General features: G+C 68.8%; 25 protein-coding genes. 4 read left to right on the plus strand and 21 right to left on the minus strand.

What is annotated here, in order from left to right:
• Window position 1: 1 nt before the first annotated feature.
• The 7 genes from FHR72_RS11860 to FHR72_RS11890 form a co-directional block, all read right to left on the minus strand.
• Window positions 2–1,102 carry a serine hydrolase domain-containing protein gene (locus FHR72_RS11860; protein WP_260155988.1) on the minus strand — a complete coding sequence of 367 codons (1,101 nt, stop codon included), beginning with the start codon at window positions 1,100–1,102 and terminating at the stop codon, window positions 2–4.
• Window positions 1,102–2,172, minus strand: a complete 1,071-nt coding sequence (locus FHR72_RS11865; RefSeq protein WP_183468157.1) for a poly-gamma-glutamate hydrolase family protein — start codon at window positions 2,170–2,172, stop codon at window positions 1,102–1,104. Before FHR72_RS11865 ends, FHR72_RS11860 begins: the two co-directional genes overlap by 1 nt.
• Complete coding sequence (locus FHR72_RS11870) at window positions 2,173–3,399, minus strand: Nramp family divalent metal transporter (RefSeq protein ID WP_183468158.1); 1,227 nt, start codon at window positions 3,397–3,399, stop codon at window positions 2,173–2,175.
• 92 nt (window positions 3,400–3,491) lie between these two features.
• On the minus strand, window positions 3,492–3,731 hold the full coding sequence (locus FHR72_RS11875) for a hypothetical protein (RefSeq protein ID WP_183468159.1): 240 nt from the start codon (window positions 3,729–3,731) through the stop codon (window positions 3,492–3,494).
• Window positions 3,732–3,746: 15 nt separating this feature from the next.
• Window positions 3,747–3,983, minus strand: a complete 237-nt coding sequence (locus FHR72_RS11880) for a hypothetical protein (RefSeq protein WP_396888433.1) — start codon at window positions 3,981–3,983, stop codon at window positions 3,747–3,749.
• 34 nt (window positions 3,984–4,017) lie between these two features.
• Window positions 4,018–5,094, minus strand: a complete 1,077-nt coding sequence (locus FHR72_RS11885) for an NAD(P)H-dependent amine dehydrogenase family protein (RefSeq protein WP_183468161.1) — start codon at window positions 5,092–5,094, stop codon at window positions 4,018–4,020.
• A 12-nt stretch (window positions 5,095–5,106) separates the two neighbouring features.
• Window positions 5,107–5,898, minus strand: a complete 792-nt coding sequence (locus tag FHR72_RS11890) for an SDR family oxidoreductase (RefSeq protein ID WP_183468162.1) — start codon at window positions 5,896–5,898, stop codon at window positions 5,107–5,109.
• A 579-nt stretch (window positions 5,899–6,477) separates the two neighbouring features.
• Here FHR72_RS11890 and FHR72_RS11895 point away from each other — a divergent pair.
• Window positions 6,478–7,332: a type IV toxin-antitoxin system AbiEi family antitoxin gene (locus FHR72_RS11895; RefSeq protein ID WP_183468163.1), complete on the plus strand. Its 855-nt coding sequence runs from the start codon at window positions 6,478–6,480 to the stop codon at window positions 7,330–7,332.
• A 168-nt stretch (window positions 7,333–7,500) separates the two neighbouring features.
• On the opposite strand, the gene ku is transcribed toward FHR72_RS11895, so the two are convergent.
• Together ku and FHR72_RS11905 are read right to left on the minus strand one after the other, a co-directional pair.
• Window positions 7,501–8,454: a non-homologous end joining protein Ku gene (ku, locus tag FHR72_RS11900; protein WP_183468164.1), complete on the minus strand. Its 954-nt coding sequence runs from the start codon at window positions 8,452–8,454 to the stop codon at window positions 7,501–7,503.
• Window positions 8,454–9,386 carry a carbohydrate kinase family protein gene (locus FHR72_RS11905; protein WP_183468165.1) on the minus strand — a complete coding sequence of 311 codons (933 nt, stop codon included), beginning with the start codon at window positions 9,384–9,386 and terminating at the stop codon, window positions 8,454–8,456. The genes ku and FHR72_RS11905 overlap by 1 nt, the downstream gene beginning before the upstream one ends.
• A gap of 41 nt (window positions 9,387–9,427) precedes the next feature.
• Here FHR72_RS11905 and FHR72_RS11910 point away from each other — a divergent pair, with 41 nt between their 5' ends.
• Window positions 9,428–11,695: an ATP-dependent DNA ligase gene (locus FHR72_RS11910; protein ID WP_183468166.1), complete on the plus strand. Its 2,268-nt coding sequence runs from the start codon at window positions 9,428–9,430 to the stop codon at window positions 11,693–11,695.
• Here FHR72_RS11910 and rnhA read toward each other — a convergent pair.
• The 6 genes from rnhA to FHR72_RS11940 all read right to left on the minus strand — a co-directional run bounded on the left by rnhA (window position 11,682) and on the right by FHR72_RS11940 (window position 15,679).
• Window positions 11,682–12,146 (minus strand): ribonuclease HI, encoded by a 465-nt coding sequence (gene rnhA / locus FHR72_RS11915; protein WP_183468167.1) that lies wholly within the window; start codon window positions 12,144–12,146, stop codon window positions 11,682–11,684. The genes FHR72_RS11910 and rnhA overlap by 14 nt on opposite strands.
• Window positions 12,147–12,181: 35 nt before the next feature.
• On the minus strand, window positions 12,182–12,811 hold the full coding sequence (locus FHR72_RS11920) for a glyoxalase (protein ID WP_183468168.1): 630 nt from the start codon (window positions 12,809–12,811) through the stop codon (window positions 12,182–12,184).
• Window positions 12,812–12,818: 7 nt separating this feature from the next.
• A complete protein-coding gene (locus tag FHR72_RS11925) occupies window positions 12,819–13,307 on the minus strand; it encodes a nitroreductase/quinone reductase family protein (protein WP_183468169.1) in 489 nt (162 codons plus the stop codon).
• A 125-nt stretch (window positions 13,308–13,432) separates the two neighbouring features.
• Window positions 13,433–13,768 carry a hypothetical protein gene (locus FHR72_RS11930; RefSeq protein ID WP_183468170.1) on the minus strand — a complete coding sequence of 112 codons (336 nt, stop codon included), beginning with the start codon at window positions 13,766–13,768 and terminating at the stop codon, window positions 13,433–13,435.
• Between the two features lie 28 nt (window positions 13,769–13,796).
• Entirely contained in the window at window positions 13,797–15,023 is a 1,227-nt protein-coding gene (locus tag FHR72_RS11935) for an MFS transporter (RefSeq protein WP_183468171.1), read from the minus strand.
• Window positions 15,020–15,679, minus strand: coding sequence for a beta/alpha barrel domain-containing protein (locus FHR72_RS11940; RefSeq protein WP_183468172.1), 660 nt, complete (start codon window positions 15,677–15,679; stop codon window positions 15,020–15,022). The genes FHR72_RS11935 and FHR72_RS11940 overlap by 4 nt, the downstream gene beginning before the upstream one ends.
• An 86-nt stretch (window positions 15,680–15,765) precedes the next feature.
• On the opposite strand from FHR72_RS11940, the gene FHR72_RS11945 reads away from it, so the two are divergent.
• Complete coding sequence (locus FHR72_RS11945; RefSeq protein ID WP_183468173.1) at window positions 15,766–16,950, plus strand: ROK family transcriptional regulator; 1,185 nt, start codon at window positions 15,766–15,768, stop codon at window positions 16,948–16,950.
• 46 nt (window positions 16,951–16,996) lie between these two features.
• Window positions 16,997–17,557 carry an isopentenyl-diphosphate Delta-isomerase gene (gene idi, locus FHR72_RS11950; RefSeq protein WP_183468174.1) on the plus strand — a complete coding sequence of 187 codons (561 nt, stop codon included), beginning with the start codon at window positions 16,997–16,999 and terminating at the stop codon, window positions 17,555–17,557.
• Here idi and FHR72_RS11955 read toward each other — a convergent pair.
• Genes FHR72_RS11955 through FHR72_RS11980 form a run of 6 tightly spaced genes read right to left on the minus strand, consistent with a single transcriptional unit; the run spans window position 17,481 to window position 24,514 of the window.
• The gene (locus FHR72_RS11955; protein WP_183468175.1) at window positions 17,481–18,584 is read right to left on the minus strand and encodes a DUF5914 domain-containing protein; all 1,104 of its coding nucleotides are present in this window, start codon (window positions 18,582–18,584) and stop codon (window positions 17,481–17,483) included. The two genes, idi and FHR72_RS11955, sit on opposite strands and share 77 nt — an antisense overlap.
• A complete protein-coding gene (locus FHR72_RS11960; protein WP_183468176.1) occupies window positions 18,581–20,116 on the minus strand; it encodes an FAD-dependent oxidoreductase in 1,536 nt (511 codons plus the stop codon). Before FHR72_RS11960 ends, FHR72_RS11955 begins: the two co-directional genes overlap by 4 nt.
• Window positions 20,113–20,823: a class I SAM-dependent methyltransferase gene (locus FHR72_RS11965; protein ID WP_183468177.1), complete on the minus strand. Its 711-nt coding sequence runs from the start codon at window positions 20,821–20,823 to the stop codon at window positions 20,113–20,115. The genes FHR72_RS11960 and FHR72_RS11965 overlap by 4 nt, the downstream gene beginning before the upstream one ends.
• A 55-nt stretch (window positions 20,824–20,878) precedes the next feature.
• On the minus strand, window positions 20,879–21,823 hold the full coding sequence (locus tag FHR72_RS11970) for a phytoene/squalene synthase family protein (protein WP_183468178.1): 945 nt from the start codon (window positions 21,821–21,823) through the stop codon (window positions 20,879–20,881).
• Window positions 21,824–21,836: 13 nt separating this feature from the next.
• Window positions 21,837–23,348 carry a phytoene desaturase family protein gene (gene crtI, locus FHR72_RS11975; protein ID WP_183468179.1) on the minus strand — a complete coding sequence of 504 codons (1,512 nt, stop codon included), beginning with the start codon at window positions 23,346–23,348 and terminating at the stop codon, window positions 21,837–21,839.
• Window positions 23,348–24,514 (minus strand): polyprenyl synthetase family protein, encoded by a 1,167-nt coding sequence (locus tag FHR72_RS11980; protein WP_260155989.1) that lies wholly within the window; start codon window positions 24,512–24,514, stop codon window positions 23,348–23,350. The genes crtI and FHR72_RS11980 overlap by 1 nt, the downstream gene beginning before the upstream one ends.
• Between the last annotated feature and the right edge of the window lie 283 nt (window positions 24,515–24,797).

A 24,797-nucleotide genomic window follows, 5' to 3' on the forward strand; every position in this document is an offset into this window, starting at 1 on the left:
GTCAGGACGGACAGAACACAGCGTTCACGACGTCGAATCGGGGGTCGTCGACGATCGTCGCCACGCCCGGCGCGCCCTGGGTGAACGTGACCGAGACGGCCCGTCCGCCGGGTTCGCCGACCACGACGCTGTGATACCCCGCCAGGTCACCCCCGTGACCCCACACCCGGACCCCACAGTCCAGATCGATGCTGGTCAGACCGAGACCGTACCGAAAGCCCGGTCCGTGCAGCGGCCAGGAGACGGTGTCCGTCATCTGCGCGAGCTCGGGTCGGGCGAGGACGCGTCCGTCGACGAGGGCGGTGAGGAACGCGGCGGTGTCTTCATTGGTCGAGATCAGGGAGCCGGCCATGTACTCGCCGGACGGTTCGGACGCGGTGACGTCGCGCCGCCGCCCGTCCACGAGTTCGTAGCCGTGCGCCATCGGCGCCCGCAGCCAGCTGTCACCCGCAGCGGGGAAGTAGGTGTGGGCCAGCCCCAGAGGTTCGATGATCCGACGCGTGATCACCCCGGCTGCCGGGGACCCGGTCACCGCTTCGAGGATCAGCCCGGCCACGACGTAGTTTGTGTTGGTGTACACCGGCACCGGTTGGCCCGGCGGCGACCCCGGCTTGGCCAGCGCCCAGGACAGCAGTTCTCGCGCAGCGACGGGCGTCGCGGGCGGCTCCGTGCTGTCGTCGAAGTACTCGGGCAGACCGCGCTGGTGGCGTAGCAGCTGACGCACCGTGATCGCGGCGCCGTCGATGCCCTCACCGCGCAGGACGCCCGGGAGATAGGTGTCGACAGGCGCGTCGAGGTGGATCCTGTTCTCGCCGACGAGCTGCAGAACTGCCGCTGCCACAAAAGTTTTGGTGATGCTGGCGACCCGGACGTGCGTCGGGGGCGCAAACGGTGCCCGGGTGTCGACGTCGGCGTATCCCGCAGACGACCGCAGCACCATGTCTCCATCCGCGACCACGCCGACGGCACCGGCGAGGTCGTCGGAGGCGACGAGGCGGGTCAGGACACCGTCGAGGGGGGCGGGCTGGGCGCGCGCCGGTCCTGCGGTCAGCATGGCGAGGATCAGCAGGGTGATCGCCGCGCCGCGCATCGGGACGCGCATCAATCGGGGACCCCTTGCCACGTCCGCGCGGCCCGGGCCAGTCCCTGCACGAGGGCGGAGGTCGCCGGTGACAGACCGTCGTCGCTGGGTAGGGCGCTGCGCGGGCTGGTTCCCCGCACCCGCGCGGAGAGCTCGAGCTGGGTGCCGCCGCCGCGGAACCGGTTGACCGGGTTGTCGGGATGCAGACCGCGCAGTTCCCGTGGGATCGACTCCAGGTCGTCCACCACCCGATAGCCGGGGATGTCGAGGTGGCGCACCAGATGTTCGGCGAGGCGACGGTTGCCGCCACCGGCGAGCAGCTGTGTGCTGCGGCCGATCCGGCCGTAGCCGTGCAGTGACACGGCGACGTCGACGTGGTCGAGGAACTCGGCGAGACGGGGTGACTGGGCGGGGTCGTAACGCGCCGACGGGAGGTGGTGCGGGTAGTGGTCAGGGTGACGGACGACGTACACCGAGGCGCCCGCGGCGTCGGCAGCCCGTTCTGCGATGACGTCGGTCATCTGCTCGAGACCGCCGCCGTGGATCGCCAGGAACCCGAATCGCGAGCGGAGGGTCGACTCCTCGGCGACGGCCGGGTCGCGTAGTAGTTCTGAAAGAGTCTGCGGCCCAGTGGTATCCGCGTCATGCCGACGCTGCGGCCAGTTGGCGGGATCCCACCGTTCCAGGAACTGGATCCAGCGGCCGGGCAGGCCGTGGTGGCGGGCGCCGTCGAGGATGCGCTCGAGATACCCGGGCCTGGGCGGGCCCGGCTCCACGCGGTGGTCGATGTACACCCAGGCGGTCGACGGGCCGTCGTCGGTGACGACCGTCATCTCGTCGCGCCGGTAGCGCACCGGAACCCCCTCGGCGCTGTCGAGGGTGGCCAGATCGCGGTCCGACAGCGTCCACACCACACCGTGCACCTGGGCGCCGGCGAACGGTTCGACGGTGGCGACGCCACGCTCGTTGATGAGCCAGTCGTGGTCGGCCAGCGTGGCCGGCCGGGGGTCGGTGGCCTCGGGGCATCGTCGCGCCATCTGCTGCACGCACAGGTTGGACCCGTACGCGAAATAGCGGTGCCGGCCGCCCATTCAGCCGGCGAGCGTCAGATAGATCAACACCACATTCAGCAGGGTAATCAGACCCGCGACTACCCAGCCGAGCATGGTGGTCAGTCGGTGGTTGACATCGGCGCCCATCAGCTGCGCGTCGGCCGTCAGCCGCACCAGTGGAATGAGAGCGAACGGGATGCCGAAGGACAGCACGACCTGGGAGAGCACCAGCGCGCGGCTGGGGTCGATGCCGACGGCCAGGATCACCAGCGCAGGGACCAGGGTGATGAGCCTGCGGGCCACGAGCGGAACCGAACGCCTAAGCAGCCCTTGCATGATCATCGCCCCCGCATACGCGCCCACCGATGAGGAGGCCAGGCCCGAGGCGAGCAGACCGATCGCGAAGAGCAGCGCAACCGTGGTGCCGAGGGTGCTCTGCACCGCGGCGTGGGCGCCTTCGATCGAGTCGGTGTTGTCCATGCCCTGCAGATTGGTCGCGGCGACCAGCAGCATCGACAGGTTCACGGCCCCGGCGATGAGCATCGCGATGCCGACATCCCAGCGCGTGACCCGGAGCAGGGCCCGCCGCGGCGGGCCCGCAGCCGGGTGGCCGTGGCGGTCGCGGGCCAGCCCGGAGTGCAGATACACCGCGTGCGGCATGACCGTGGCGCCCAGCATCGCCGCGGCGATCAGGATGCTCTCGGCCCCGTCGAATCGGGGGATGAGCCCCTCGACCGCGTCACCAGCCGGCGGGCGGGAGGCGACGAGGCTGGTCAAGAAGCCGATCGCGATGATCATCAGCAGGCCCGTGATGACCCGCTCGAAGACGCGTTGACCGCGGCGGTCCTTCACGACCAGCAGGATCAGCGAGACGACGCCGGTGATGACGCCGCCGACGACCAACGGCAGATCGAAGAGCAGATACAGCGCGATCGCCCCGCCGACGACTTCGGCGAGATCTGTTGCCATCGCGACCAATTCGGCCTGCATCCAGTAGGCCAGCCGGGTCGGCCGGCGCATCCGTGCGCCGACGGCCTCCGGCAGCGAGTTGCCCGTGACCAGACCCAGTTTCGCCGAGAGATACTGCACGAGGCAGGCCATCAGGTTGGCCACGACAATGACCCAGACCAGCAGGAACCCGAACTGCGCGCCGGCGCTGACGTTGGCGGCGACGTTGCCGGGATCGACGTACGCGATCGACGCGACGAACGCGGGTCCGAGCAGCAGCCAGTTGAACCGCGCCTGCGGTTGGACGTCCTGCGTCACGGCACCCCTCTTCTATCCGGAGAATCGAATAGAAAAGTTAGGCTAGACGAAACCTTGCGGACGAGCCAGGGCAGGGTGCCGGACGGGGTGGGTCACCAGGGGCCGAGGCCGTAGGCGCCGACCAGCGGCCACACGCCGATTCCCGTCCAACCGCCGTAGTTCCAGGGCGGCGGAGTGGTGGTGAGCTGGGTGCTGCCGTTGGTCTCGCAGAAGGTGACCGTCTTGCCGACGTCGGTGCAGTCAGGTGCGGCCGCGGCGGTGGGCGCCGCGATGAGGGCCAGGAAGGAAAGGCCGGTGGCGAGCCCGCATGCGGGGCGCACGACGGATTTCATGAGACGAGGTTCGGATCAGAAGATGTAGGGACCGTAGCCTTCCCACGGGAAGAAGCCGCCGCCGTACCACGGCTGCGCGTACTCGCCCGGGGTCGAGCTGATCTGGGCGTTGCCGGGGGATTCGCACACCTCGGTCCGGCCGCCGGCACCTGCGGAAGTGGTCGAGCAATTCGGCTGTGCCATCGCGGCCGGGGCGGCGATGATCGCCACGGAGGCACCGCCTGCGGCGAGGAGGGCGGCAAGAGTGCTCACGCGAGCCTTCATTTCAGGATCCTTCCAGCAAGTGTCAAGGGTTAGCGTACAGACCTTCACCCGTTATGGGAGGCAACTCACGCGCAGTCACAATTCCCGGTGACGAATCGACCACGGCCGGAATGGCATTGACGACGCGGGCCGCGGTGGCGACCAGCCCGGCGTGGTTGTGGTCACCGTTCGGGCTGCTCAGGCACAGGTCCAGGGAGTAGGACGGCTCACCGGTGATCTCGATCCGGTAGGACCCGCCGTGCTGTGCCGGCTGCGGCCAGTCGGGGCAGAGGTCGTCGCGCAGGCGCGTGACGTGTTCCAGGACCACAGCGATGTTGCCGTCCTTCATTCCGCGCACCTCGAAGCGGATCGCGGCGGTCGTGCCTTCCTCGATGCGTCCGGCTGCGATGTCGAACGCTTCGGGGGCCGGTACGCGTTCGTGCGTCTCGGTCACCTCGTCGAGCTCGATGCCGAGGCCGGCTGCCAACTGGCGCACCACGGAACCCCACGCGAGGCTCAGGACTCCCGGTTGCAGCAGCATCGGCGTCTCGTCGAGCGAGCCCCCGAACCCCATCACGTCGAACATCACGGCGGCGCTGTCATAGGTGTCGTAGTTGATGATCTCCATGCACCGGATCTGCTGCACGCTCTGGCAGGTGCCCGCCAGCGCCATCGGCAGCAGGTCGTTGGCGAAGCCGGGGTCGATGCCGTTGACGAAGATGCTGGCGTTGCCTGCCTTGGCCGCGTCCTCGATCGGTGCGATCAATTCCTCGGGCAGCACCTGCCAGGGGTGCTGGAGGAACACCGCGCTGCTGCCGACGATGTTCACGCCCGCGGCCAGGATGCGCCGGTAGTCCTCCAGTGCCTCGGGCAGGCGGTTGTCCGCCAGTGCCGTGTAGACGACGCACGCAGGCTGCGTGGCCAGCACCGCGTCGAGGTCGGTGGTCGCGAGCACGCCCGTCGAATCGTCAAGTCCGGCAAGCTCAGCCGCGTCCTTGCCGGCCTTGGCCTCCGAGGACACCCATACCGCGGTCAGGTCGAACCGGGAGTCGGTGATCAGCTGCCGGAGGGCATGCCTTCCGACGTTTCCGGTGCCGACGGCGGCGACTTTGATGGCCATGACAGGTGCTCCTTACAGGTCGGGGATCGGGAGTTCGAGATTGGGGAACGTGATTCCGCCGTCGACCTCCAGCGTCTTGCCGGTGAGGTAGGCCCCCGCCGGCGACGCGAGATAGACGGCGGCAGCGGCGATGTCGAGCGGATCGCCGAGACGCTTCATCGGGGTCGCCTTCTCCATGGGGTCCCGTAGGTCGTCGTTGCTCGCGACGATCTCGAGTGCCGAGGTCAGGATCGACCCGGGCGCGATCGCGTTGACGCGGATGCGGGGCGCGAGGTCCAGAGCCGACAGGCGGGTGTAATGCGCCAAGGCCGCCTTCGCGGTTCCGTACGCCGCGAACCCGCGTCCTGCGACACGGCCCATGGTCGAGGTGATGTTGATGATGCTGCCGCCGCCGGAGCCTTCCAGCATCAGCGGTGCAGCGGCGGCCGTGAGTGCGTGCGCGGTCGCGACGTTGAACGCGAACGCGTCGCGCATGTCCTTGGCCGAGGTGTTGAGCAACGCGTTCGGCATCGTCCCGCCGACGTTGTTCACGACGATGTCTAGTTTGCCGAAGGCCTCGACGGCCTGGGCCGCGAGGGAGGCGGTGTCCTCGGAGTGGGCGAGGTCGGCGACGACGATGTGGGCGCGTCGTCCGGTGCCCGCGATCTGCTCGGCCACTTCCTCCAGCTGTGACTGCGTGCGCGCGGCAATCAGCACGTCAGCGCCGGCTTCGGCGAATGCCAGGGCCATCGCGGCGCCGAGCCCGCGGCCCGCTCCGGTCACCACCGCCACCTGATCGTCGAGCCGGAATCGGTCCAGAATCACGTGCGCCTCCATTGCGGTCCGTCGCCTGCCGGCGTCACGCTAGCAAGGAGCTCGCACCGATGTGGGCACTTTCTGGAACACGTTCTATTTCTGGTGGGGCGTGGGTGGCGCTGTGGCTACGCGGTCGCGAGCGCCCAACCCCCGCGGTCGCGAGTTCTGCGTGGTGGTCGTAGGACCGGGGTGTCGACAGCCCTGGTGCAGATTTCGGCGACGTGCCCCCGCGGCGCCCAACCCCCGCGGTCGCGAGTTCTGCGTGGTGGTCGTGCGAACGGGGTGTCGACAGCCCTGGCGCAGATCTCGGCGACGTGCGCCCACCGCCGCCCAACCCACGCGGTCGTGAGTTCTGCGTGGTGGTCGTGCGAACGGGGTGGCGACAGCCCTGGTGCAGATCTCGGCGACGCTTGCCCGCGGCGCCCAACCCACGCGGTCGCGAGTTCTGCGTGGTGGTCGTGCGAACGGGGTGGCGACAGCCCTGGTGCAGATCTCGGCGACGCCTGCCCGCGGAAGTTATCCACAACCGCTGGGGACTACTCGACTGTGGGCGCGTTTACTGTCGGCGGCCCTGCCGACCATCAGCCCATGCTGTATCCCTTCGTCGGTGCCGAGGCTGTGGCTGTCGGTGCGCTGACCCGCGGGCAACTGCGCTGGAACTATCGCGCCGTCGCACCAGGGATTTACCTGCCCAAGGCCGTCGAAGCAGATGTGCTGATCCGCGCCAAAGCGGCGTGGCTCTGGACCCGCCGTAGAGGTGTGATCAGCGGACGCGCGGCAGCGGCACTGCACGGCGCACGCTGGGTCGAGGCGGGGACGCCGATCGAGGTCATCGCCGAGCACACGCGGCCGTGCCCCGGCATCATCGTCCGCGAAGAACGCGTCGGCGCCGACGAGATCACGACCGTGGGCGGGCTGGCGGTGACGACTCGGGCGCGCACGGCTCTCGACCTCGCCCGGCATCTTTCACGCGACAACGCTGTCTCGGCGTTGGATGCGCTCGCCAACGCCACGGGCGTCACGGCCGACCAGGCGTTTGCATTAGCGGCGAGATACCCTGGCGCACGCGGGATTCGACGGGCACGTGTGGCGATTGCCCTCATGGATGCCGGTGCCCAGTCGCCCCGCGAGACCTGGCTGAGACTGCTGCTGATCGACGCCGGGCTTCCCGTTCCGCGGACGCAGGTGTGCGTCACCGACGGAGTGCGTGAGGTCTTCCTCGACATGGGCTACGACGAGTTCAAAGTCGGTCTGGACTACGAGGGCTCGCATCACAGCACTGAGCGCAGCCAGTACGTGCGTGACATCGGCAGGTCGGAATTCATCGACGGGCAGGGCTGGATCGACATCAAGGTGGTTGCCGAACATTCGCGGACGTACATCCTGCGTCGCACCGAGGAAGCGCTCACCCGTCGCGGGTGGGTGTCGTCGAGTTCTGCGTGAGGGCTGCGGATGCCCGCGTGCAGCGACCACCATGCAGAAGTCGAGAAGGCCCGGAGTCGGTCTGGTCTGCGTGGGCTCGCTGAAAGAACCCGGATCGTCGAGTTCTGCGTGAGGGCTGTGGATGCCCGCGTGCAGCGACCACCATGCAGAAGTCGCGGGCCGGCGGGGCTATTTCTTGGCCGGGGCCTTCTTGGCCGCCTTCTTCGCGGGTGCCTTCTTCGCCGCCGTTTTCTTGGCCGGGGCTTTCTTGGCCGCCTTCTTCGCGGGCTTGTCGTCAGAGTCAGAGTCCGAGTCGGAGTCCGAACTGCCAGACGACGACCTCGAACCGCCCTGCTTCCGCGCCTTCACGCTGGCTTCGAGCTTGGCCAGCAGATCCGAGACGTCTTCGGTCTCGTCGAGCTCCTGCGGCTGCTCCTCGGTGGTGAACGCTTCTCCGCCTTCGAGTTTCGCCTGGATCAGCTCGTGCAGCTGCTCCTGGTAGTCGTCGTGGTAGCGGTCGGGATTGAAGTCGTCGGTCATGGAGTCGACGACCTGGCTGGCCATCTTCAGCTCGGCGGGCTTGACGTCCACTTCTTTGTCGAGCACCGGAAAGTCGGGGTCGCGGATCTCGTCGGGCCACAGCAGCGTGTGGATCATCATCACGTCGCGCTTGCTGAAGTCCTTCACCCGCAGCGCCGCGAGCCGGGTCTTGTTGCGCAGCGCGAAGTTCACGATCGCGACCCGGTCGGTCTCGGCGAGCGTCTTGGCCAGCAGCACGTAGGACTTCGACGACTTGCCCTCGGGCTCCAAGAAATACGAGCGATCGAACATCAGCGGATCGAGGTCTCCCGCGGGCACGAACTCCAGCACCTCGATCTCGCGACTGCGCTCCTCCGGCAGCGTCGAGATGTCCTCGTCGGTGATGATCACCGTCTGGCCGTCGTCGGATTCGAAGGCCTTGGCGATGTCGCGGAACTCGACGACCTCGCCACACACCTCGCACACCCGCTTGTAGCGGATGCGTCCGTTGTCCTTCTCGTGGACCTGGTGGAACTTGATGTCGTGGTCCTCGGTGGCGCTGTACACCTTGACCGGGACGTTGACCAGCCCGAAGGCGATGGAACCCTTCCAGATGGACCGCATCAGCCCAGTATGTCCGATGCAGCCGCCGCATCGAGTGCGACGCGATCAGGAAGATCCGCGCCGGGTCGGGCGACGGTGAGAGCCGAGGCGAGGGTGCCGGCACGCACCGCGGCGGTGAGCGAGTCGGTCCCGATGTCCGTCAGTGGCCCGCGGCGGTCGGCGCCGAGCAGATCCATCGACCACAGCGCGTCGATGAGCCCCGTCATGAACGCGTCCCCGGCGCCCACGGTGTCCACCACATCGACATGCCCCGCAGGTACCCGCACCGTTCCGTTCGCACACATCGCCACGGCTCCGTCGGAACCCGAGGTCACGACCACGATCGAGGGCCCCAGTGCAAGCCACGTCGCCGCGATCTGCTCCGGGGTGCGCGTGGGGTCGATCCACCGCAGGTCCTCGTCGCTGACCTTGACCACGTCGGCGCTCTCCAGCAGGCGGTCGATGCGGGATCGTGCCGCGTCCGCGTCCGTGATCAGTGCCGGGCGGATGTTGGGGTCGAACGTGACCGTCGCCGACAACCGATAGGTGTCCACCAGGGCCTTCGTCGCCAGGCATCCCGGGTCCAGCACCGCCGCGATCGATCCGGTGTGCAGGACGACCGGCGGCGCTGCCTCGGGGGTGCCGGACAGGGCCCAGTCGATGTCGAACTCGTATGTCGCCGACCCGGACGCGTCGAGCACCGCGCGCGCCGTCGCTGTCCGGGACGCGGCGTCGCTTCCCGGAACGAGTTGCACGCCAGCACTTTCCGCATACTCGCGGATCCGCACCCCGTGGGCGTCGGTGCCGATGTGGGTCAGGAAGTCGACGGGTCGTCCCAGCCTGGCCAGACCGACGGCGACATTCAGTGGGCTGCCGCCGACATATTCGCCGCGGACCTCGCCGTCGCGTTCCACGATGTCGATCAGTGCCTCACCGATGACGAGTGCCCTCACGAATTTGACGCTACCGCCTGACGAGCGGGTAATACGTTGTTGTGGTGGACCGCTATGACCGGGTGAGGCTGACGAACCCGGACAAGGTGCTGTACCCGGCTGCGGGGACGACGAAGGCGCAGGTCTTCGAGTATTACGTCGACGTCGCCGAGGCGATGCTGCCCCACATCGCCGGCCGGGCCGTGACACGTAAACGCTGGCCCAACGGCGTGGAGGAGCCCGCCTTCTTCGAGAAGCAGCTGGCGTCGTCGGCTCCCGACTGGCTCGACCGCGAAACCATCGTGCACAAGTCCGGCACGACCACCTACCCGGTCATCGACACGGTGGAAGGCCTGGCCTGGATCGCCCAGCAGGCCTCGCTCGAGGTACACGTGCCGCAGTGGCGGTTCGTCGACAAGGCCGTCGGACCGGCGACGCGGATCGTGTTCGACCTCGATCCGGGGGAGGGCGTGACGTTCCGGCAGCTCTGCGAGGTCGCCCACGAGGTGCGCGAGCTGATCACCGACATCGGTCTGCGCACGTTTCCGCTGACCAGTGGCAGCAAGGGACTGCATCTCTACGTCCCGCTGCAGGATCCGATCAGCTCGCGCGGCGCCTCGGTACTGGCCAAGCGCGTCGCCCAGCAGCTCGAACAGACGATGCCCAAGCGGGTGACCGCGACGATGACGCGGAGCCTGCGCGACGGCAAGGTGTTCCTCGACTGGAGCCAGAACAACGGGAACAAGACCACCATCGCTCCGTATTCGCTTCGCGGACGCGAACACCCGACGGTCGCCGCGCCGCGTACCTGGGAGGAGATCGAGGATCCCGACCTGCGGCACTTGACGTTCGACGAGGTGCTCGAACGTCTCGATCGCGACGGCGACCTGCTCGCCGACCTCGACGATCCCCTCCCGACGACCGACAAGCTCACGCGCTACCGCAGCATGCGCGACACCACCAAGACGCCCGAGCCGATTCCGGCCAAGGCGCCCAAGACCGGCAACAACGACAAGTTCGTGATCCAGGAGCACCACGCTCGCCGGCTGCATTACGACTTCCGGTTGGAGCGCGACGGAGTCCTGGTGAGCTGGGCGGTGCCGAAGAACCTGCCCGAGACCCCGTCGGTGAACCACCTCGCGGTGCACACCGAGGACCATCCGATGGAATACATCAACTTCGCCGGGGAGATCCCCAAGGGCGAGTACGGCGGCGGCGAGGTGTACATCTGGGACACCGGCACCTACGAGACGGAGAAGTTCACCGACCACGCACCTGACGGCCCGGCCAAGGGTGGCGAGGTGATCATCACGCTGCACGGCGAAAAGGTCGAGGGCCGTTATGCGTTGATCCAGACCGACGGTAAGAACTGGCTGGCGCACCGAATGAAGGATCAGCAGCGCCCCACCGCCGCCGACCTGGCGCCGATGCTCGCCACGGAAGGTTCGATCGAACGACTCACCAAGGGACAGTGGGCGTTCGAGGGAAAGTGGGACGGGTACCGCCTGCTCGTGGATGCCGATCACGGGAACCTGACGCTGCGCTCCCGGCGCGGGCGCGACGTGACGGCCGAGTATCCGCAATTAAGGGCACTGGCCGCCGATCTCGCCGACCACCACGTCATTCTCGACGGCGAGGCGGTCGCCCTCGACGAGTCCGGTGTGCCGAACTTCAGCGAGATGCAGAATCGCGCACGCTCCACCCGGGTGGAGTTCTGGGCGTTCGACATTCTGTTCCTCGACGGCCGATCCCTGCTGCGTGCCAAGTACTCCGACCGTCGCCGGCTGCTGGAGGCGCTGGCCGAAGGCGGGGGCGTGATCGTGCCGGACCCGCTCGACGGCGACGGTCCCGAGGCGATGGAGTACGCGCGGTCGAAACGCTGGGAGGGCGTGATCGCCAAGAAGCGCGATTCGACGTATCAGCCCGGGCGGCGGTCGTCGGCCTGGATCAAGGACAAGATCTGGAAAACCCAGGAAGTGGTGATCGGCGGCTGGCGCGAGGGCACCGGCGGGCGGACGAGTGGAATCGGTGCGCTGGTGCTGGGCGTCCCCGACGACGACGGGTCACTGCACTTCGTCGGTAGGGTGGGGACCGGTTTCACGGAGAAGGAGCTCGCGTCGCTGAAGAAGACGCTGATGCCGCTGCACACCGATGAATCACCCTTCGCGGCAAGGCTTCCCACGCAGGACGCCAAGGGGGTGACGTTCGTGCGCCCCGAGCTGGTGGGGGAGGTGCGCTACAGCGAGCGCACCTCGGACAACCGCCTGCGGCAGGCAAGCTGGCGAGGTCTGCGCGACGACAAGGTGCCCGACGAGGTCAGGTGGGAATAGCGCGGGCCGCGATCGCTTCCTGCATGCCGCGGGTGGCCAGCTGATCGGCGAGTTCGTTGTCGCCCACCCCTGAGTGTCCCTTCACCCAGAACCACTCGACCTCGTGGCGCGCGCACGCTTCCCGGAGTCGACGCCAGAGGTCGGCGTTCTTGACGGGCTGTTTGGCCGACGTCATCCAGCCGTTGCGCTCCCAGCCGAACACCCACTTGGTGATGCCGTTGCGGACATAGGTGCTGTCGGTGTGGATGTGCACGACCACCGGCCTCGTGAGCGCCTCCAGTGCCATGATCGGCGCCGTCAGTTCCATGCGGTTGTTGCTCGTCTCACCGGGCTCGCCACCGCACATCTCGCGGACGTGGTGACGCTGTCGCAGCACGGCCCCCCAACCACCGGGCCCGGGATTGGGTCGGCATCCACCGTCGGTGTGGATGACGACGACGTCTTCGGGCATGCGCCCGAGGATAGGCATTGCGGCAGCCGGGTCCGTCACCGACTCGCCGACAGGAATGCCGTACGCACCGACATCCCCAGCTCACGGTGGCGCAACGTCGTGATGCGCCGGCCGGGCTGCACCGCATCCTTGACCGGCGCCGTCCGATCGCCGAAGAACGCCGCGGTCTCGTCGATGTCGGCGACGGCGAAGGTGATCCCCCACAACGTCGACGGACCGTCTCCCTGCGCGTCGGGCGAACCCACGACCTCGACGATCACCTCGCCGAAGCGGAAGAAGATCTGACGAATGGGACGTCCGCCCAGGACGGCGTCGCGCTCTCTGCGCGGCGCGACACCGAGACCGGCCAGCGCCTCCGTGGTGCGCTGCAGGTGCGGGGACATCATCACGACATGGTCGATGGACGTCGCGCCGTTGGCGTGCGCGACCGGTGCTGTGGCGGGTGGGCGGGATGTCGTCGTCGGGACGCCGTCGATCTCCCGCAGGTCCGCAGGAATGCCGCGCAACGACCACCCGACGACGCCGGTGCTGCTGTGCGATCCGAGTAACCGCAGGGACACTGCGCCGACCCGGCACACCGACGCCGCCGCGTCTACGGTGAATCCCGCTGCCGCCCAGGCGTCCGCATCATCGCCGAGGGCCAGTTCGTCGAGGGTGACCGGCATTCGGATGTCAGGGGGTGAAAACGTCGATCGGTCGGCCGAGTGCCAGCATCACGAGCGGTATCCGGCGGCTCGTCGACTGCTGGTAGGTGATGTAGGGCGGATACAGGTGCGTCATGTACGCCCACACTTCGTGGCGTTCCTCGTCATCGGGTTCGCGCCACGTGGCTTCGAACGCCTGCGTGGCGATCTGGACGTCGACGGTTTCGCTGGCACGGATGTTCAGGTACCACGCCGGATGCGTGTCGGCGCCGCCCTTGGACGCGACGATGACCAACTCGCCGCCGAAGTTGCCGTAGATCAACGGCTTCACCGACGTCCGGCCCGACTTGCGCCCCTGACACCGGATCAGGCAGTGGGTGGTGAAGTTGCGCCCACCCACGTCGGTGAGGTCGAGGATGTGACCCCGAGCCCCGCCGGATTCCAGATAGCCGGCGAGATGGTCGGCAGCCCAGTCCCCGCGGTCGTCGCGGATCGCTGTGGCATCGGCGTCACTCATCGGCGGACCCTCCGTTTGCGTCATGCGCCCTGGCGCGGGCTCCTGACTCTAGCGCCAGGCCGGCACGACTCCGCGGTCGGCATCGCTACCGGGTGAGTGTCGTTGACCGCCACTGCTTCCGCGGGTCAGTCGTCCTTCTTGTCCTTGTCGTCCTTTGCGGACTTGTCGTCGTCCTTGTCGTCCTCGTCGTCGGACTTTGCGGACTTATCGTCCTTGTCGTCGGACTTATCGGACCTATCGGACTTCTCGTCGGAATCGTCCTTCTCCGACTCATCTTTGGAGTCGCCGTCCCCGTCGGAACTGCTGACGAGTTCGAGAACGGCCCAGTGGCTCGGTGAGAGCAGCACCGACCATTTCCCCTCTGTGCGCCCCAGCTTCAGGACACCGTCGTCGAGCTCCCACACGGTGTCGTCATCGTGCTGGGATTCCTGACCATCCGAATATGTGAGTTTGAACGCCATGCTGCTGAATGCCCGCAAGGCAGCGGCGTTAATCCACCGGTAACGTGGCGCGGTTCTGCAGCAGAACCGACACCGTCAGGATCGCCATTCCGACGAGGGCCAGGACGGCACCCGCGGCGGCGGGGGCGGTGTAACCCCATCCGGCGGCGATCACCACGCCGCCGACCCAGGCGCCCGTCGCGTTCCCGATGTTGAGCGCGGAGTGGTTCAGTGCGGCAGCAAGAGTCTGCGCATCGTGCGCGACGTCCATCAGCCGTGTCTGCAGAGCCGGCCCCACCGCCGACCCCGAAGCCCCGATCCCGAACAGAACCAGCAGCGCCGTCCACGGGTTGTGCGAGGCGACCACGAAGACAGTGAGCACTGTGGCCAGTGCGCCCATGGACAGGTAGAGCGCGCGGATCACGGAGCGGTCGGCCAGCCGGCCGCCGATCAGGTTCCCGCAGAACATGCCCAGGCCGAAGACCATGAGCGCGAGCGGAACCAGCGGACGGGGAAGCCCGGCGACGTCGGTCATCGTGGTGGTGATGTAGGTGTAGACCGCGAACATGCCGCCGAAGCCGATCATGCCGACGAGCAGCGCCAGCCACACCTGCGTGCGGCGCAGGGCTCCGAGTTCGGTCATCGGACTCGTCGAGGCCATGAACCGGAGCTGGAACGGGAGCCAGAACCAGAGCGCGACGAGCGTGACGACGCCGACGCCGACCACCAGGCCGAAAGCTGCTCGCCAGCCGAGGGATTGACCGAGCCACGAGGCCGTCGGCACTCCGAGAACCGTCGCGACGGTCAGTCCCGACATCACATGGGCGACCGCCTTCGCGCGGTTGCGCGGACCCATCAGGTGCGCGGCGACCAGCGCTGCCACACCGAAGAACGCCCCGTGCGGCAGGCCCGCCAGGAATCTCGCGACGATGAGCGTGTCATAGGTCGGCGCGAGCATGCTGATCAGGTTGCCGACGGTGAACAGCGCCATCAGCAGTAGGAGAAGTGTGCGCCGGGCCATCCGCGCGGTCACCGCGGCGATCAGCGGGGCGCCGACCACCACGCCCAGGGCATAGGCCGAAATGACGTGTCCCGCAGTTGGTTCGGACACACCCATCCCGGATGCGATCTCGGGGAGCAGTCCCATGGCGACGAATTCCGTCGTGCCGATCCCGAACCCGCCGAGTGCGAGCGCCAGGACGGCGAGCCACCGCACCACCGGGTCGGGGGCCACCACCGACACAGGACCGGCCGGGCGGTCGAGGATGGCGGTCACAGCGCGGCTACCGCGGTGACGGGGGGAGTGCCGAGCGTCAGGGCGACACCGGCCAGGCGGCGGATGCGGTCCCAGTCACGACGACGGATCGCGTCGGAGGGCGCCACCCACTCCGCGACGACGCAGCCGACGTTGGCCAGCCCGAGGTACGTCGGGAGTTCGGCAGCGGTGATCGTGCCCGAGACGCAGAACCTCGCCACCGGGACGAAGGCGGCCAGCGCCCGGAGTTGGCGGACACCGCCGGCGGCTGCGGCAGGGAACACCATGTCGGTGTAGCCCTGCTCCACCAGGCGAAGAGCCTCGAGGGTGGTGGATGCGCCGGGAAGATGTGGCAGTTCGGTGGCCCGCAGGGCAGCGCACAGCGCCGGTGTGCCGCCGGTGGCCACGAGGAACTCCGCACCGGCCGCCCGGGCCAGCGCCGGTTGATCGATGTCGGTGAGGGCACCCGCGCCGACGACCACCTCGGGGGCATGGGTGGCAAGGCTTTCGATGGCGTCGTAGGCCGCAGCGCCGTCGAGGGCGATCTGGACGAGCGGTAGTCCCGCCGCGGTGATCGCCCGGGCCGTCGGGACCACCGCAGCCACCTCGGCCGCGGTGCGGACGGTGAGCATCGGCATGACCGGAGCCACGTCGAGCAGGGATCTCGGCTCTCTCATCTGTGCCACGGTAGGAACGGTTTTGATGCGTGGCAAGCTGACTTTTGTACTTGAAATACATAAGTAGGGGTGGTTAGGCTTCGGGCATGCCGCCCCACAGGACGTCCTCGGCGCCGTCGGTCGGGGACGTCTACGGCCTGATCAGGCACAATCGCGACCTCACGCGCATCGACATCGGCAGGCTCACTGGCCTGTCGAGAACCGCGGTGACCGCGAGGGTGAGGGAACTCACGGCTCGCGGCCTCGTCGTCGAGCAGGAGCGGGCCCCGTCGACCGGGGGCCGGCCCGCGACCCTGCTGAGCTTCAACGCCGCCGCCGGCGTGGTCCTCACCGCCGCGGTGGGCGGCAGCCGTACCCGGCTGGCCGTCTGCGACCTCTCGGGTGAGGTGCTGACTGCCGCAGACCTCGACCAGGGGCCCGGCTTGGGCCCCCAGGACCTGATGCCCGACGTGGTCGCCCGACTCGGCGCGCTGTTGGCGGCCACCGGCCGCACGGGGGCTGACGTCTTCGGCGTCGGACTGAGCCTGCCGGGCACCGTCGACCAACAACGGGGCAGCAGCGTCGACACCCCGGTCCTCAGCGGATGGGACGGGTTGCCGCTGATCCCGTACTTCCGCGACCTCACCGGCGCTCCCGTGGTGCTCGGCAACGACGCCAACGTCATCGCCCTCGCGGAGTGGCGCACCGGGGCCGGCCGGGGTCTCGACGACCTCGTCGTCGTCAAGGCGTCCACGGGCCTCGGAGCGGGCATCGTCGCCGGCGGCGCACTGCAGCGGGGCGCGATCCGGGCGGCCGGGGAATTCGGCCACAACAAGACGTCGGCCGCCGCGGGCCGTGCGTGCCGGTGCGGCGACCTCGGCTGCCTCGAAACCGTGGCCGCCGGCTGGGCGCTGGTGCAGGCTCTGCGCGACGAAGGCCGGACCGTGCACAATCTCCGCGATGTCGTCCACCTGGCGCACACCGGAGACGCGCTCGCGCGCCGAATGATTCGCGACAGCGGACGACACGTGGGTGAGGTGCTCGCCGCCGCGGTCAACCTGCTGAACCCGGCGGCGCTCATCGTCGCGGGCGACGTGGCGGGGGCCTACGACATCTTCGTAGCCGGGCTGCGGGAAACGTTGTACCGCAACGCAACCACGCTGGCCACCCGGGTACTGCAGATCGCGCCGTCGCACCACGGCGACCGGGGCGGAAGCATCGGAAGCGCGATGATGGTCCTCGATCAGGTTCTCGGGCCGCACGCCATCGACACTCTGGTCACAGCTTCGTAATCTGTGCCTTGTTTGCCACCGACGCCGTCGGGTAGATGATGGCGCGATGGGTGAGTTCTTGGGTGACGGCGAACAGGTGGTGCTCCTCGACGACGCGGGAAAGCGCGTCGGGACGGCGGCGAAAGCCACAGTGCATCACAGTGATACCCCTCTTCATCTCGGATTCTCGTGCTACCTGTTCGACGAGGACGGCCGCGTCCTGCTGACGCGGCGGGCGCTGAACAAGAAGACATGGCCCGGAGTGTGGACGAATTCGTTCTGCGGCCACCCCGCGCCCGGGGAAGACGTCATCGACGCGGTACACCGCCGTGGGCGACAGGAACTCGGCACCGAACTCGCCGACGTCATCTGCGTACTTCCCGAGTTCCGTTACCGCGCAGAGGCATCCGATGGAACGGTGGAGAACGAAGTCTGCCCCGTGTTCTGTGCGCTGGCCCGCAGGCCCGTCGCGGCATCACCGGACGAGGTGATGGACCACGTGTGGGTGCAGTGGGAGGACGTGCGCTCGGCCGCCGCGCTGGACTGGGCGATCAGCCCATGGGCCCGATCCCAGGTGCCGCTGCTGGATTCTGCCGACCTGCCGGCGTGGGCCCGTTCAGAGGTCTGAGCAGGTCCCCGACGCCCTCGGCATCCTGCTGCCGGACGGTGTGCAGCCGTTCGGCGTACTCCAGGTCGTCCCGCCACAACCGGTTCGCGGCGTGCCTCATCAGCGGGGTGATCATCGGTGCCGCGCGCAACGCATGCGCGAAACCCGGCCGGTCCGAATGCGCGATCACGGCTTCGAGCACCGTGCACCGCGGTTGCCCGTCGGGACCGCGTCCGTTCGGGGTGGCATGGGTCTCGACCACGCTGCCGGTGCCCTCGCCGTCGACGATCCGCATCACCAGCGTGCGAGGCTCGGGGCTGGTGAACTCGGCGATCACCGGTACGCCGAGGCGTCCGAGCCGGAATGTCACCGCGACCAGGAACCGGTCCAGCTCCTCGGGGACGTCATCGTCCTCGGGCGGGGCGCTGAGCACCTCCAGCTTGGTGAACGAATAGGGGTGGAACCAGGCGCCGTGCCACGGATCCATCCTGTTGGCGATGATATCGGAGGCCTCGCAGGCACCGCTGAGGCTGGCCACCGCGGCGATACGCGGATGCTCCGGCCGGGCCGGCAGGATCGGTTCGGCCGTGGGTGATTCCCCGCCGATGCGGTCGAGTCGTGCCCACACCAGCACGCCGTCGTCGTGGGCGGGCACCGCGGGCCAGTCCGGGCGGGAGCGCCCGGTCAGCCTCAGCCCGTGCCAGGGGCAGACGAGATGCCCACGGTCCACGGAGCCGGTGCACAGGTCGGCGCCCAGATGTGGGCAGCGGGCGGGGCCGATGTGCAGGGCGCCGCCGGTGCCGCGCCAGCACACCAGTTCTGCCCCGGCGACAGTGACGCCCAGGGGCTTCGAGGTGATGTCCGTACTGGCGGCAAGGGCGTACCAATTGCCGCTGGGGCGACGCTGGGACCGGGTCATCGCGGCCGCGATGACCGACGGCGCCGCCTGCTTGTACGTCGGCGTCTGGCGGGCCCACGCGGTGCGGGGCAACACCTCGAACGGCCAGGCCTTCTTCACGGCCTCGGCCACCCGGCCGCGCGCACTCATCGCGATGTCTGCCTCTCGACGCGGCCGGCGAGGTGACGCAGGACGGGCGAGCGTCCTCGGACCGGCACCGTGTGCATATCGTGGCCCCTGAGACGGAATCGGGCAAGCAGGGTGTTCGCCGCCGCGAGGCCCGTGGTGGCGGCCCGTTCCATCAGCGCCACCGGCAGGTCGATGCGCACACCGTCTCCGGCCAGCACCAGACCCGGCTGGGGCGTGTCCACCGTCGGCCGTCGGGCGAAATCTCCCGGAGCCAGCCGGGGACAATCGCTGCGCGACAACGTCTTCTCGCCGACGATGCCCGCCTCACGGGTCTCTGGATAGATCGCGTGCAGGCGCCCGACCATGTCGCGGCAGATCCGGTCGACATCTCCGGCCGCGGAGTACGCGTGCAGTTCGACGACAGACCCACCCGTGCGCTGCGACCACCGGGTGGCTTCGTGTTCGTAGCGGTTCAGCACGCTGATGTTGTCGAGCGGGGGCAGACCCCCGGTGCCGAGGAACGCGGGCCGATCGGAACGCACCGGGCGGTCCAGCCACAGCCGCTGGACGACGAACGGTGCGGCGGTACCCATGTCCCCGACGCGGCCGCGCCATTCGGCGTCGCCGAGATCGCCGGAGTTCGCGACGATGGCCTGCAGCGCCGTCACATCGGTGGCGAGGACCACGCCGTCGGCGACGACGGTGTTGCCGCCCTCGTCGGTGACGACGAAGGTGTCCTCGGTCGTCACCGAGACGTGACGCACCGGTGCCGTGGTCCGGATCTTCGTACCGTGGGACTGCAGATAATCGGCCAGCGGATTCCACAGGGCCACATCGAAGTTCCGGGTCGCGACGTCGAACACCAGGCCCTCGCTGGAGCCCAGGAAGTAGATGTGGAACATGGTCGCCAACTCGGCGGCCGACAGTGCCTCGGGACGGGTGAAGAAGCTGCGTGAGAAGACCTCGAAGGCCAGGTGGCGGGCCGCGACGGGAAAGTTGATGTCGCGCAGGAACGATTCGGCGTCCACGCCGTCGAGTTCGTCGTAGGTCTGCGGCACCGAGACCGCGGCCAGCGGTGCGGCCGCGCGCGCGTCGATACGGACCAGGTCGCGAACGCGGAAGGTGGGGCTGCGCAGCGCGAACGCCATCGCATTGAGCGGGGGGACCCGGGGCAGGCCCCGGAACGTGTCCCGTCTGCCGCGGTCGTCGATGAGGGGATAGTCGTCCAGCGGCGTCAGCATCGACAGCTCAGGGTCGACGCGGCGCAACACGTTCCGCAGGTTGTAGTACTGGCGGAAGAAGGCGTGGAAGCCGCGGTTCATCGCCACGGGCGTGCCGTCGGGCAGTTCCTCCTGCCAGCCGCCCACGCGCCCGCCGAGGTAGGGCCGGCTCTCGAACAGCTCGACCGACACGCCCCGTTCGGCCAGTGCGGTGGCCGCCGAGAGGCCGGCGATGCCCGCACCGACGACGGCCACCGTGGGGCGGGTGGGCAGATCGGATGCGTCGGCCAGCCCGGGCCGGCCGGGGTGCAGAACGCTGCGGCGATCCCTCACCGGGGGGCTCTGGCGAGGAACGTGTGCACGATGTTGCGCTGCCAGCCCGGCATGGTCTGGCTCTGCACATCGACGAAGCCGTTGCGCGACAGGCGGTTCCGGAACTGCGTGGCCCCGTCGAACCTGTTCACGCTGCGGCGCAGGTAGCGGTAGAGGTCGGCATCGCCGGTGCGCAGCTTGCCCGCGGGAATGATGATCGCCGCACTGACCGCGTTCCACACCGCCTTGGCCACCGCGGAATCGCGGACCGAGTACTCGTGCACGGCGAGGACGCCCCCGGGGCGCAGCAGCGCGCGCAGCGACTGCAGGACGGCATCGGGGTCGGGCACGTTGCGGATCAGGTAGGCGCCCAGGATCCCGTCGAAGGGCCCTGCCACCCCGGCCTCGGCCAGCGTCTCGGCGCGGCTGTGGACGAACGACACCGACGACGGCCACGTCTTGCGGCGCGCCTGCTCCAGCATCCCCGCGGACCCGTCGACCGCGACGATCTCGGCCAGCGGGGCAGCCTGCAGGAGCGCGGCCGTCGAAGCACCTGTCCCGCAACCGATGTCGAGCAAGCGCAGCCCGCGACCCTGGTCGGGTATCCGCATGCGCTCCGCGGACAGTCTCAGGTGCTCGTGGTACCCCGGGTTGGAGCCGACAAGACCGTCGTAGGCCTCGGCGCCTGCGTCGAATGCTTCCGGGACGTCGTAGCGGTCAGTACTCATGCCGTGTCGCACTCATTCCGTCGGGCGAACCTCATCCACCGGGGCCGGTGGATGCTCACACCTCCTGCCGACGTGCCCGCGCGCGCAACGCCCTGGCCAGCCCGATCGAGGCGACCTGCAGCCTTCGTGACGTCGACACCGTGGCGCGGCGGGCGAAGACGGCGAAGTCCATCGCCTCGATGCGGTCGAGGATCTCCGAGTACAACGTCATCGCAGCGTTCACGCAGGGACGGGAACGAGGCTGCAGCATCGCGATGCCCTTCTCCGCCCGCCGATAGACGCGCCGGGTCTGCGCATGCTGCTCGGCCAGTGCCGCGCGCAGCCGGGGTTCGGTGCGGCGGTTCTGCTGGCACCACGTCAGCATCTCCCGGTCGACACCGTGGCCGGCGAGCTCGTCGGCGGGCAGGTAGACCCGCCCCCGGGTCAGGTCCTCGTCGATGTCGCGCAGGAAGTTGGTGAGCTGAAAGGCTTTTCCGAGATCTGCCGCGTACGGAGCAGCTTCCTCGCGCGGTACGACAGTCCCCAGGACCGGCAGCATCTGCAGCCCGATCACCTCGGCTGAGCCGTACATGTAGCGATCGAGTGCCGCACGGTCGGGATAGTCGGTGACCGTGAGGTCCATCCGCATCGACGCCAGGAAATCGTCGAACAGCTGCCAGTCGAGCCGATAATTGCGTGCGGTGTCGACGACCGCGTCGAGCACCGGGTCGTCGCCGCTGTGCTTCTTCTCCACCAGCCGGGTGAACAGCGCGGTCGACAGTGCCTGGAGCTCGTCGGCGCGCTGGTTCACCGAGCGGGGGTCGAAGGCGTCGAGGACGTCGTCGGCCCGGCGCGCGAAACCGTAGAGCGCATGCACGGCCGGGCGTTGGGACGGCGAGAGCAGCCGTGTCGCCAGGAAGAAGGTCTTGCCGTGTCGGGCGTTGAGGGTGCGGCACTCCCGGTAGGCCTGCCGCAGCGCCTCGTCGCGCACGCCGGCCGCGTCCAACTCTGAGCTGATCATGGTTGTGCCCCAATCATTGCGTCACTATCCGTTGTTGAGCGCGGCTCGGGATTCCGGTGATGCGGTCGGCGGCGAGGCGACCCGACACGATCGCCGTCGGGATGCCGACACCGGGCACCGTGGAGGAGCCGGCAAGAATTGCGTTGTCGATCCCGCGCACGGTGTTGCCCGGCCGGAACGGCCCGGTCTGGGCGAAGGTGTGCGCCAGCGCGAACGGTGTGCCCGCGGCCATGCCCTGACGGGCCCAGTCCTGCGGCGTCACCACGTGCAGAAGTTCGGCGTCCTGTGCCAGATGGGGCAGGCGGGCCGTGACGACGTCCAGCATGTGGTCGGTGTAGCCGGCCTGGTCGGCATCCCAGTCCCGGTGTCCGACAGCGGTGTTCGGTGCGGGGGCCAACACGTAGAGCAGGTCGCGGCCGGCAGGGGCCACACTCGGGTCACCGGCCGCAGGTCGCGTGACCAGCAGCGACGGATCGACCATCGGCCGTCCCTCGTCGATGATCTCCTCGAACGTGCGGTCCCAGGCGTCGCCGAACAGGATGGTGTGGTGGGACTGATCGGCCGACGGTTCGGGCTTGCGTGCACCGAAGTGGGCGACGACCGCCGACGGCGCGGGCCGGATCGGAACCACCCGTCGGGGGGTGCGTCCGAGCAGTCGGTAGGTGTCGGGGAGCTCCGTCGTCAGCACCACGGCGTCGGCCGCGAAGCGCTCCCCGGTGGCGGTGCGCACCGCGGTCACCCGGTCGCCAGACCGCTCCAGCGCCGAAACCGATGCGCTGTACCGGAATTCGACGCCCGCATCGCTGGCTGCGGCTGCCAGGGCGTCGGGGAGAGCCCGCATGCCGCCGCGGGGGAAATAGACGCCGGAGATGGTGTCCATGTACGCGATGACGGCGTACGCGGCCAGCGCCCGCTTCGGGGGAACGCCGACATAGAGCGACTGGAAGGTGAAGACGCGCAGCAGTCGCTCATCGCTGAGGAACCGCCGCACCATCGGCTCCCAGCGACGGAAGCCGCCGATGGCCGCCAGGCGTGCGAGCTGTGGGGTCAGCAGCGACAGTGGAGAGTCGAAGTTCGCGTCGATGAAGCCGTCGAACTCGATCTGGTAGAGCCGGGTGAGCCACTCCCGCATGCGGGCGTAGCCGCGGGCCTCGTCGGGTCCCGCGAAGCGCTCGATCTCGGCGGTCATCGCGTCGGCCTCGCTGTGGACGTGCAGGCTGCTGCCGTCGGCGAAGGTGGCGCGGTAAGCGGGTGACACAGGCAGCAGGTCCAGCCGCGACGCCGTCGACTCGCCGACCGCGGCGAACGTGTCGTCGATGATGTCGGGCATGGTCAGCACCGTCGGACCCGTGTCGAGGCAGTACCCGCCGACGTCGGCCCGCCCGACCCGACCGCCGGGGTGTTCGCCGCGCTCGAGAACGATGACCTGACGCCCGCGGCCGGCCAGGTGCAGCGCCGCGGACAGGCCGGACAGCCCCGCGCCCACGACCACGACGCGGTCGGTCGCCCCGCTGACGGTGCGCATCAGGCGACCCGCTCGGCGCAGGCGGCGGCCATCGAGACCAGCGACGACCGCACGTCGCTGTGTAGCGACGCGGAATCCAGACGGTGCAGCGCCCAGGCGAGGCGGCGTTCGATCAACTCTTCAATCCAATCCACGGTGCCGGTCTCGGCGATGAGCGCCCGCCAGGACGCGATGTCGCCGGGACTGAGATGGTCAGCGGTCATGTACGCGCGCAATCTGTTCCGCTGGCCACCGGTGGCCAGCTGATAGGCCGCGGCCACCACGGTGGTGGCCTTGCGCGCGGCCAGGTCGGTGCCGGCGGGTTTGCCGGTCGTCTCGGGTGTACCGAACACACCGAGCAGGTCGTCACGGAGCTGGAAGGCTTCGCCGACGGCGCCGCCGTAGTCGCCCAGTGCGCTGAGCAGTCGGTCGTCGCCGCCGGCGAGTGCCGCGCCGATCTCCAGCGGCCGGCGGACCGTGTAGTTGCCGGACTTGCGGCGGGCGATGTCGAGCACGTCCTCCAGCGAGGGAAGGCGGGCACTGTCGTTGACGAGGTCGGCGAACTGGCCGACGGCGAGCTCGACGCGCATCGCGTCGTAGCGGGGCCACACCCGGGTCAGGGCGGCGGCGTCGACGCCGCTCTCGCGCAGCATCTGCTCACCCCAGACCAGGCACAGGTCACCGAGCAGCACCGCCGCGGATTCACCGAACCGGCTAGAAAGACCGGGCAGCCGCCGCCCGCGGTGCCAGTGCTGCATGGCGCGATGTGCGCTGGGGCGTCCGCGCCGGGTGTGTGACTCGTCCATCACGTCGTCCTGCATCAGGGCGAAGGCGTGCAGCAGCTCCAGGCTCGCCGCCGCCCGCACGGCCGCCTGCGTGGGGGCCGCGCCGGTCAGCCACCCCAGATACAGGAAGGTCGACCGCAGGCACTTCCCGTCGGAGAGCAGGTCACGCACCACGTTCCCCGCGATGTCCACTCCGCTGTCGGCCAGCGCAGTCACACAGCGCGCGTCCAGAAACTCCGTCAGGGCGGCCAACACGGCATCGCGCAACGCGGGTTGCCAGTGCAGCGCGCGGCGATCAGCCGTTCCGGTGGCGTAGTTCCGTCCGGAAATGTCCTTGCTGCCCGCCCCTGCCTCGCCACGGTGGGTCAGGGGTCCAGCACCCGATGTCATCGGCGAGGTCATTACCCGATCTTGGCGTGTTTATGCCTCCGTGTCATCGTTTGTCGCGCCGCGACGGGGGTGGTCGGGCGCTGTCGCCGCGAATTCGGGCCGGGCGAGGGTGGTTGCCGGCGCAACGACCGCGCGGCGGATGTCGCAGGGTTTGCGGCGCAGGTGTCCGAATACCGTTGTGTCGCTGGTGTTTTCGCGCGACACCCACATGGCGTTCTTCTGCGTTCCCGAACGCAAGGATTGTCCTCGCGTTGCCGGACGGGCGCAGGATTTGGGTTGTGACGTGTCTGTGACA

This window comes from Mycolicibacterium iranicum, from assembly GCF_014190915.1.
GTDB classification, from domain to species: Bacteria; Actinomycetota; Actinomycetes; order Mycobacteriales; family Mycobacteriaceae; genus Mycobacterium; species Mycobacterium iranicum_B.

Excerpts from the sequence above, each read along its gene's own strand:
- FHR72_RS11875 (WP_183468159.1), bottom strand. The coding sequence starts at position 3,731 with ATGAAATCCGTCGTGCGCCCCGCATGCGGGCTCGCCACCGGCCTTTCC.
- idi (WP_183468174.1), top strand. The coding sequence starts at position 16,997 with ATGGGTGAGTTCTTGGGTGACGGCGAACAGGTGGTGCTCCTCGACGAC.
- crtI (WP_183468179.1), bottom strand. The coding sequence starts at position 23,348 with ATGCGCACCGTCAGCGGGGCGACCGACCGCGTCGTGGTCGTGGGCGCG.
- FHR72_RS11965 (WP_183468177.1), bottom strand. The coding sequence starts at position 20,823 with ATGAGTACTGACCGCTACGACGTCCCGGAAGCATTCGACGCAGGCGCC.
- rnhA (WP_183468167.1), bottom strand. The coding sequence starts at position 12,146 with ATGCCCGAAGACGTCGTCGTCATCCACACCGACGGTGGATGCCGACCC.
- FHR72_RS11920 (WP_183468168.1), bottom strand. The coding sequence starts at position 12,811 with ATGCCGGTCACCCTCGACGAACTGGCCCTCGGCGATGATGCGGACGCC.
- FHR72_RS11945 (WP_183468173.1), top strand. The coding sequence starts at position 15,766 with ATGCCGCCCCACAGGACGTCCTCGGCGCCGTCGGTCGGGGACGTCTAC.
- FHR72_RS11980 (WP_260155989.1), bottom strand. The coding sequence starts at position 24,514 with ATGACCTCGCCGATGACATCGGGTGCTGGACCCCTGACCCACCGTGGC.
- FHR72_RS11970 (WP_183468178.1), bottom strand. The coding sequence starts at position 21,823 with ATGATCAGCTCAGAGTTGGACGCGGCCGGCGTGCGCGACGAGGCGCTG.
- FHR72_RS11895 (WP_183468163.1), top strand. The coding sequence starts at position 6,478 with ATGCTGTATCCCTTCGTCGGTGCCGAGGCTGTGGCTGTCGGTGCGCTG.
- FHR72_RS11860 (WP_260155988.1), bottom strand. The coding sequence starts at position 1,102 with ATGCGCGTCCCGATGCGCGGCGCGGCGATCACCCTGCTGATCCTCGCC.
- FHR72_RS11885 (WP_183468161.1), bottom strand. The coding sequence starts at position 5,094 with ATGGCCATCAAAGTCGCCGCCGTCGGCACCGGAAACGTCGGAAGGCAT.
- FHR72_RS11865 (WP_183468157.1), bottom strand. The coding sequence starts at position 2,172 with ATGGGCGGCCGGCACCGCTATTTCGCGTACGGGTCCAACCTGTGCGTG.
- FHR72_RS11925 (WP_183468169.1), bottom strand. The coding sequence starts at position 13,307 with ATGAGTGACGCCGATGCCACAGCGATCCGCGACGACCGCGGGGACTGG.
- FHR72_RS11930 (WP_183468170.1), bottom strand. The coding sequence starts at position 13,768 with ATGGCGTTCAAACTCACATATTCGGATGGTCAGGAATCCCAGCACGAT.
- FHR72_RS11955 (WP_183468175.1), bottom strand. The coding sequence starts at position 18,584 with ATGAGTGCGCGCGGCCGGGTGGCCGAGGCCGTGAAGAAGGCCTGGCCG.
- FHR72_RS11940 (WP_183468172.1), bottom strand. The coding sequence starts at position 15,679 with ATGAGAGAGCCGAGATCCCTGCTCGACGTGGCTCCGGTCATGCCGATG.
- ku (WP_183468164.1), bottom strand. The coding sequence starts at position 8,454 with ATGCGGTCCATCTGGAAGGGTTCCATCGCCTTCGGGCTGGTCAACGTC.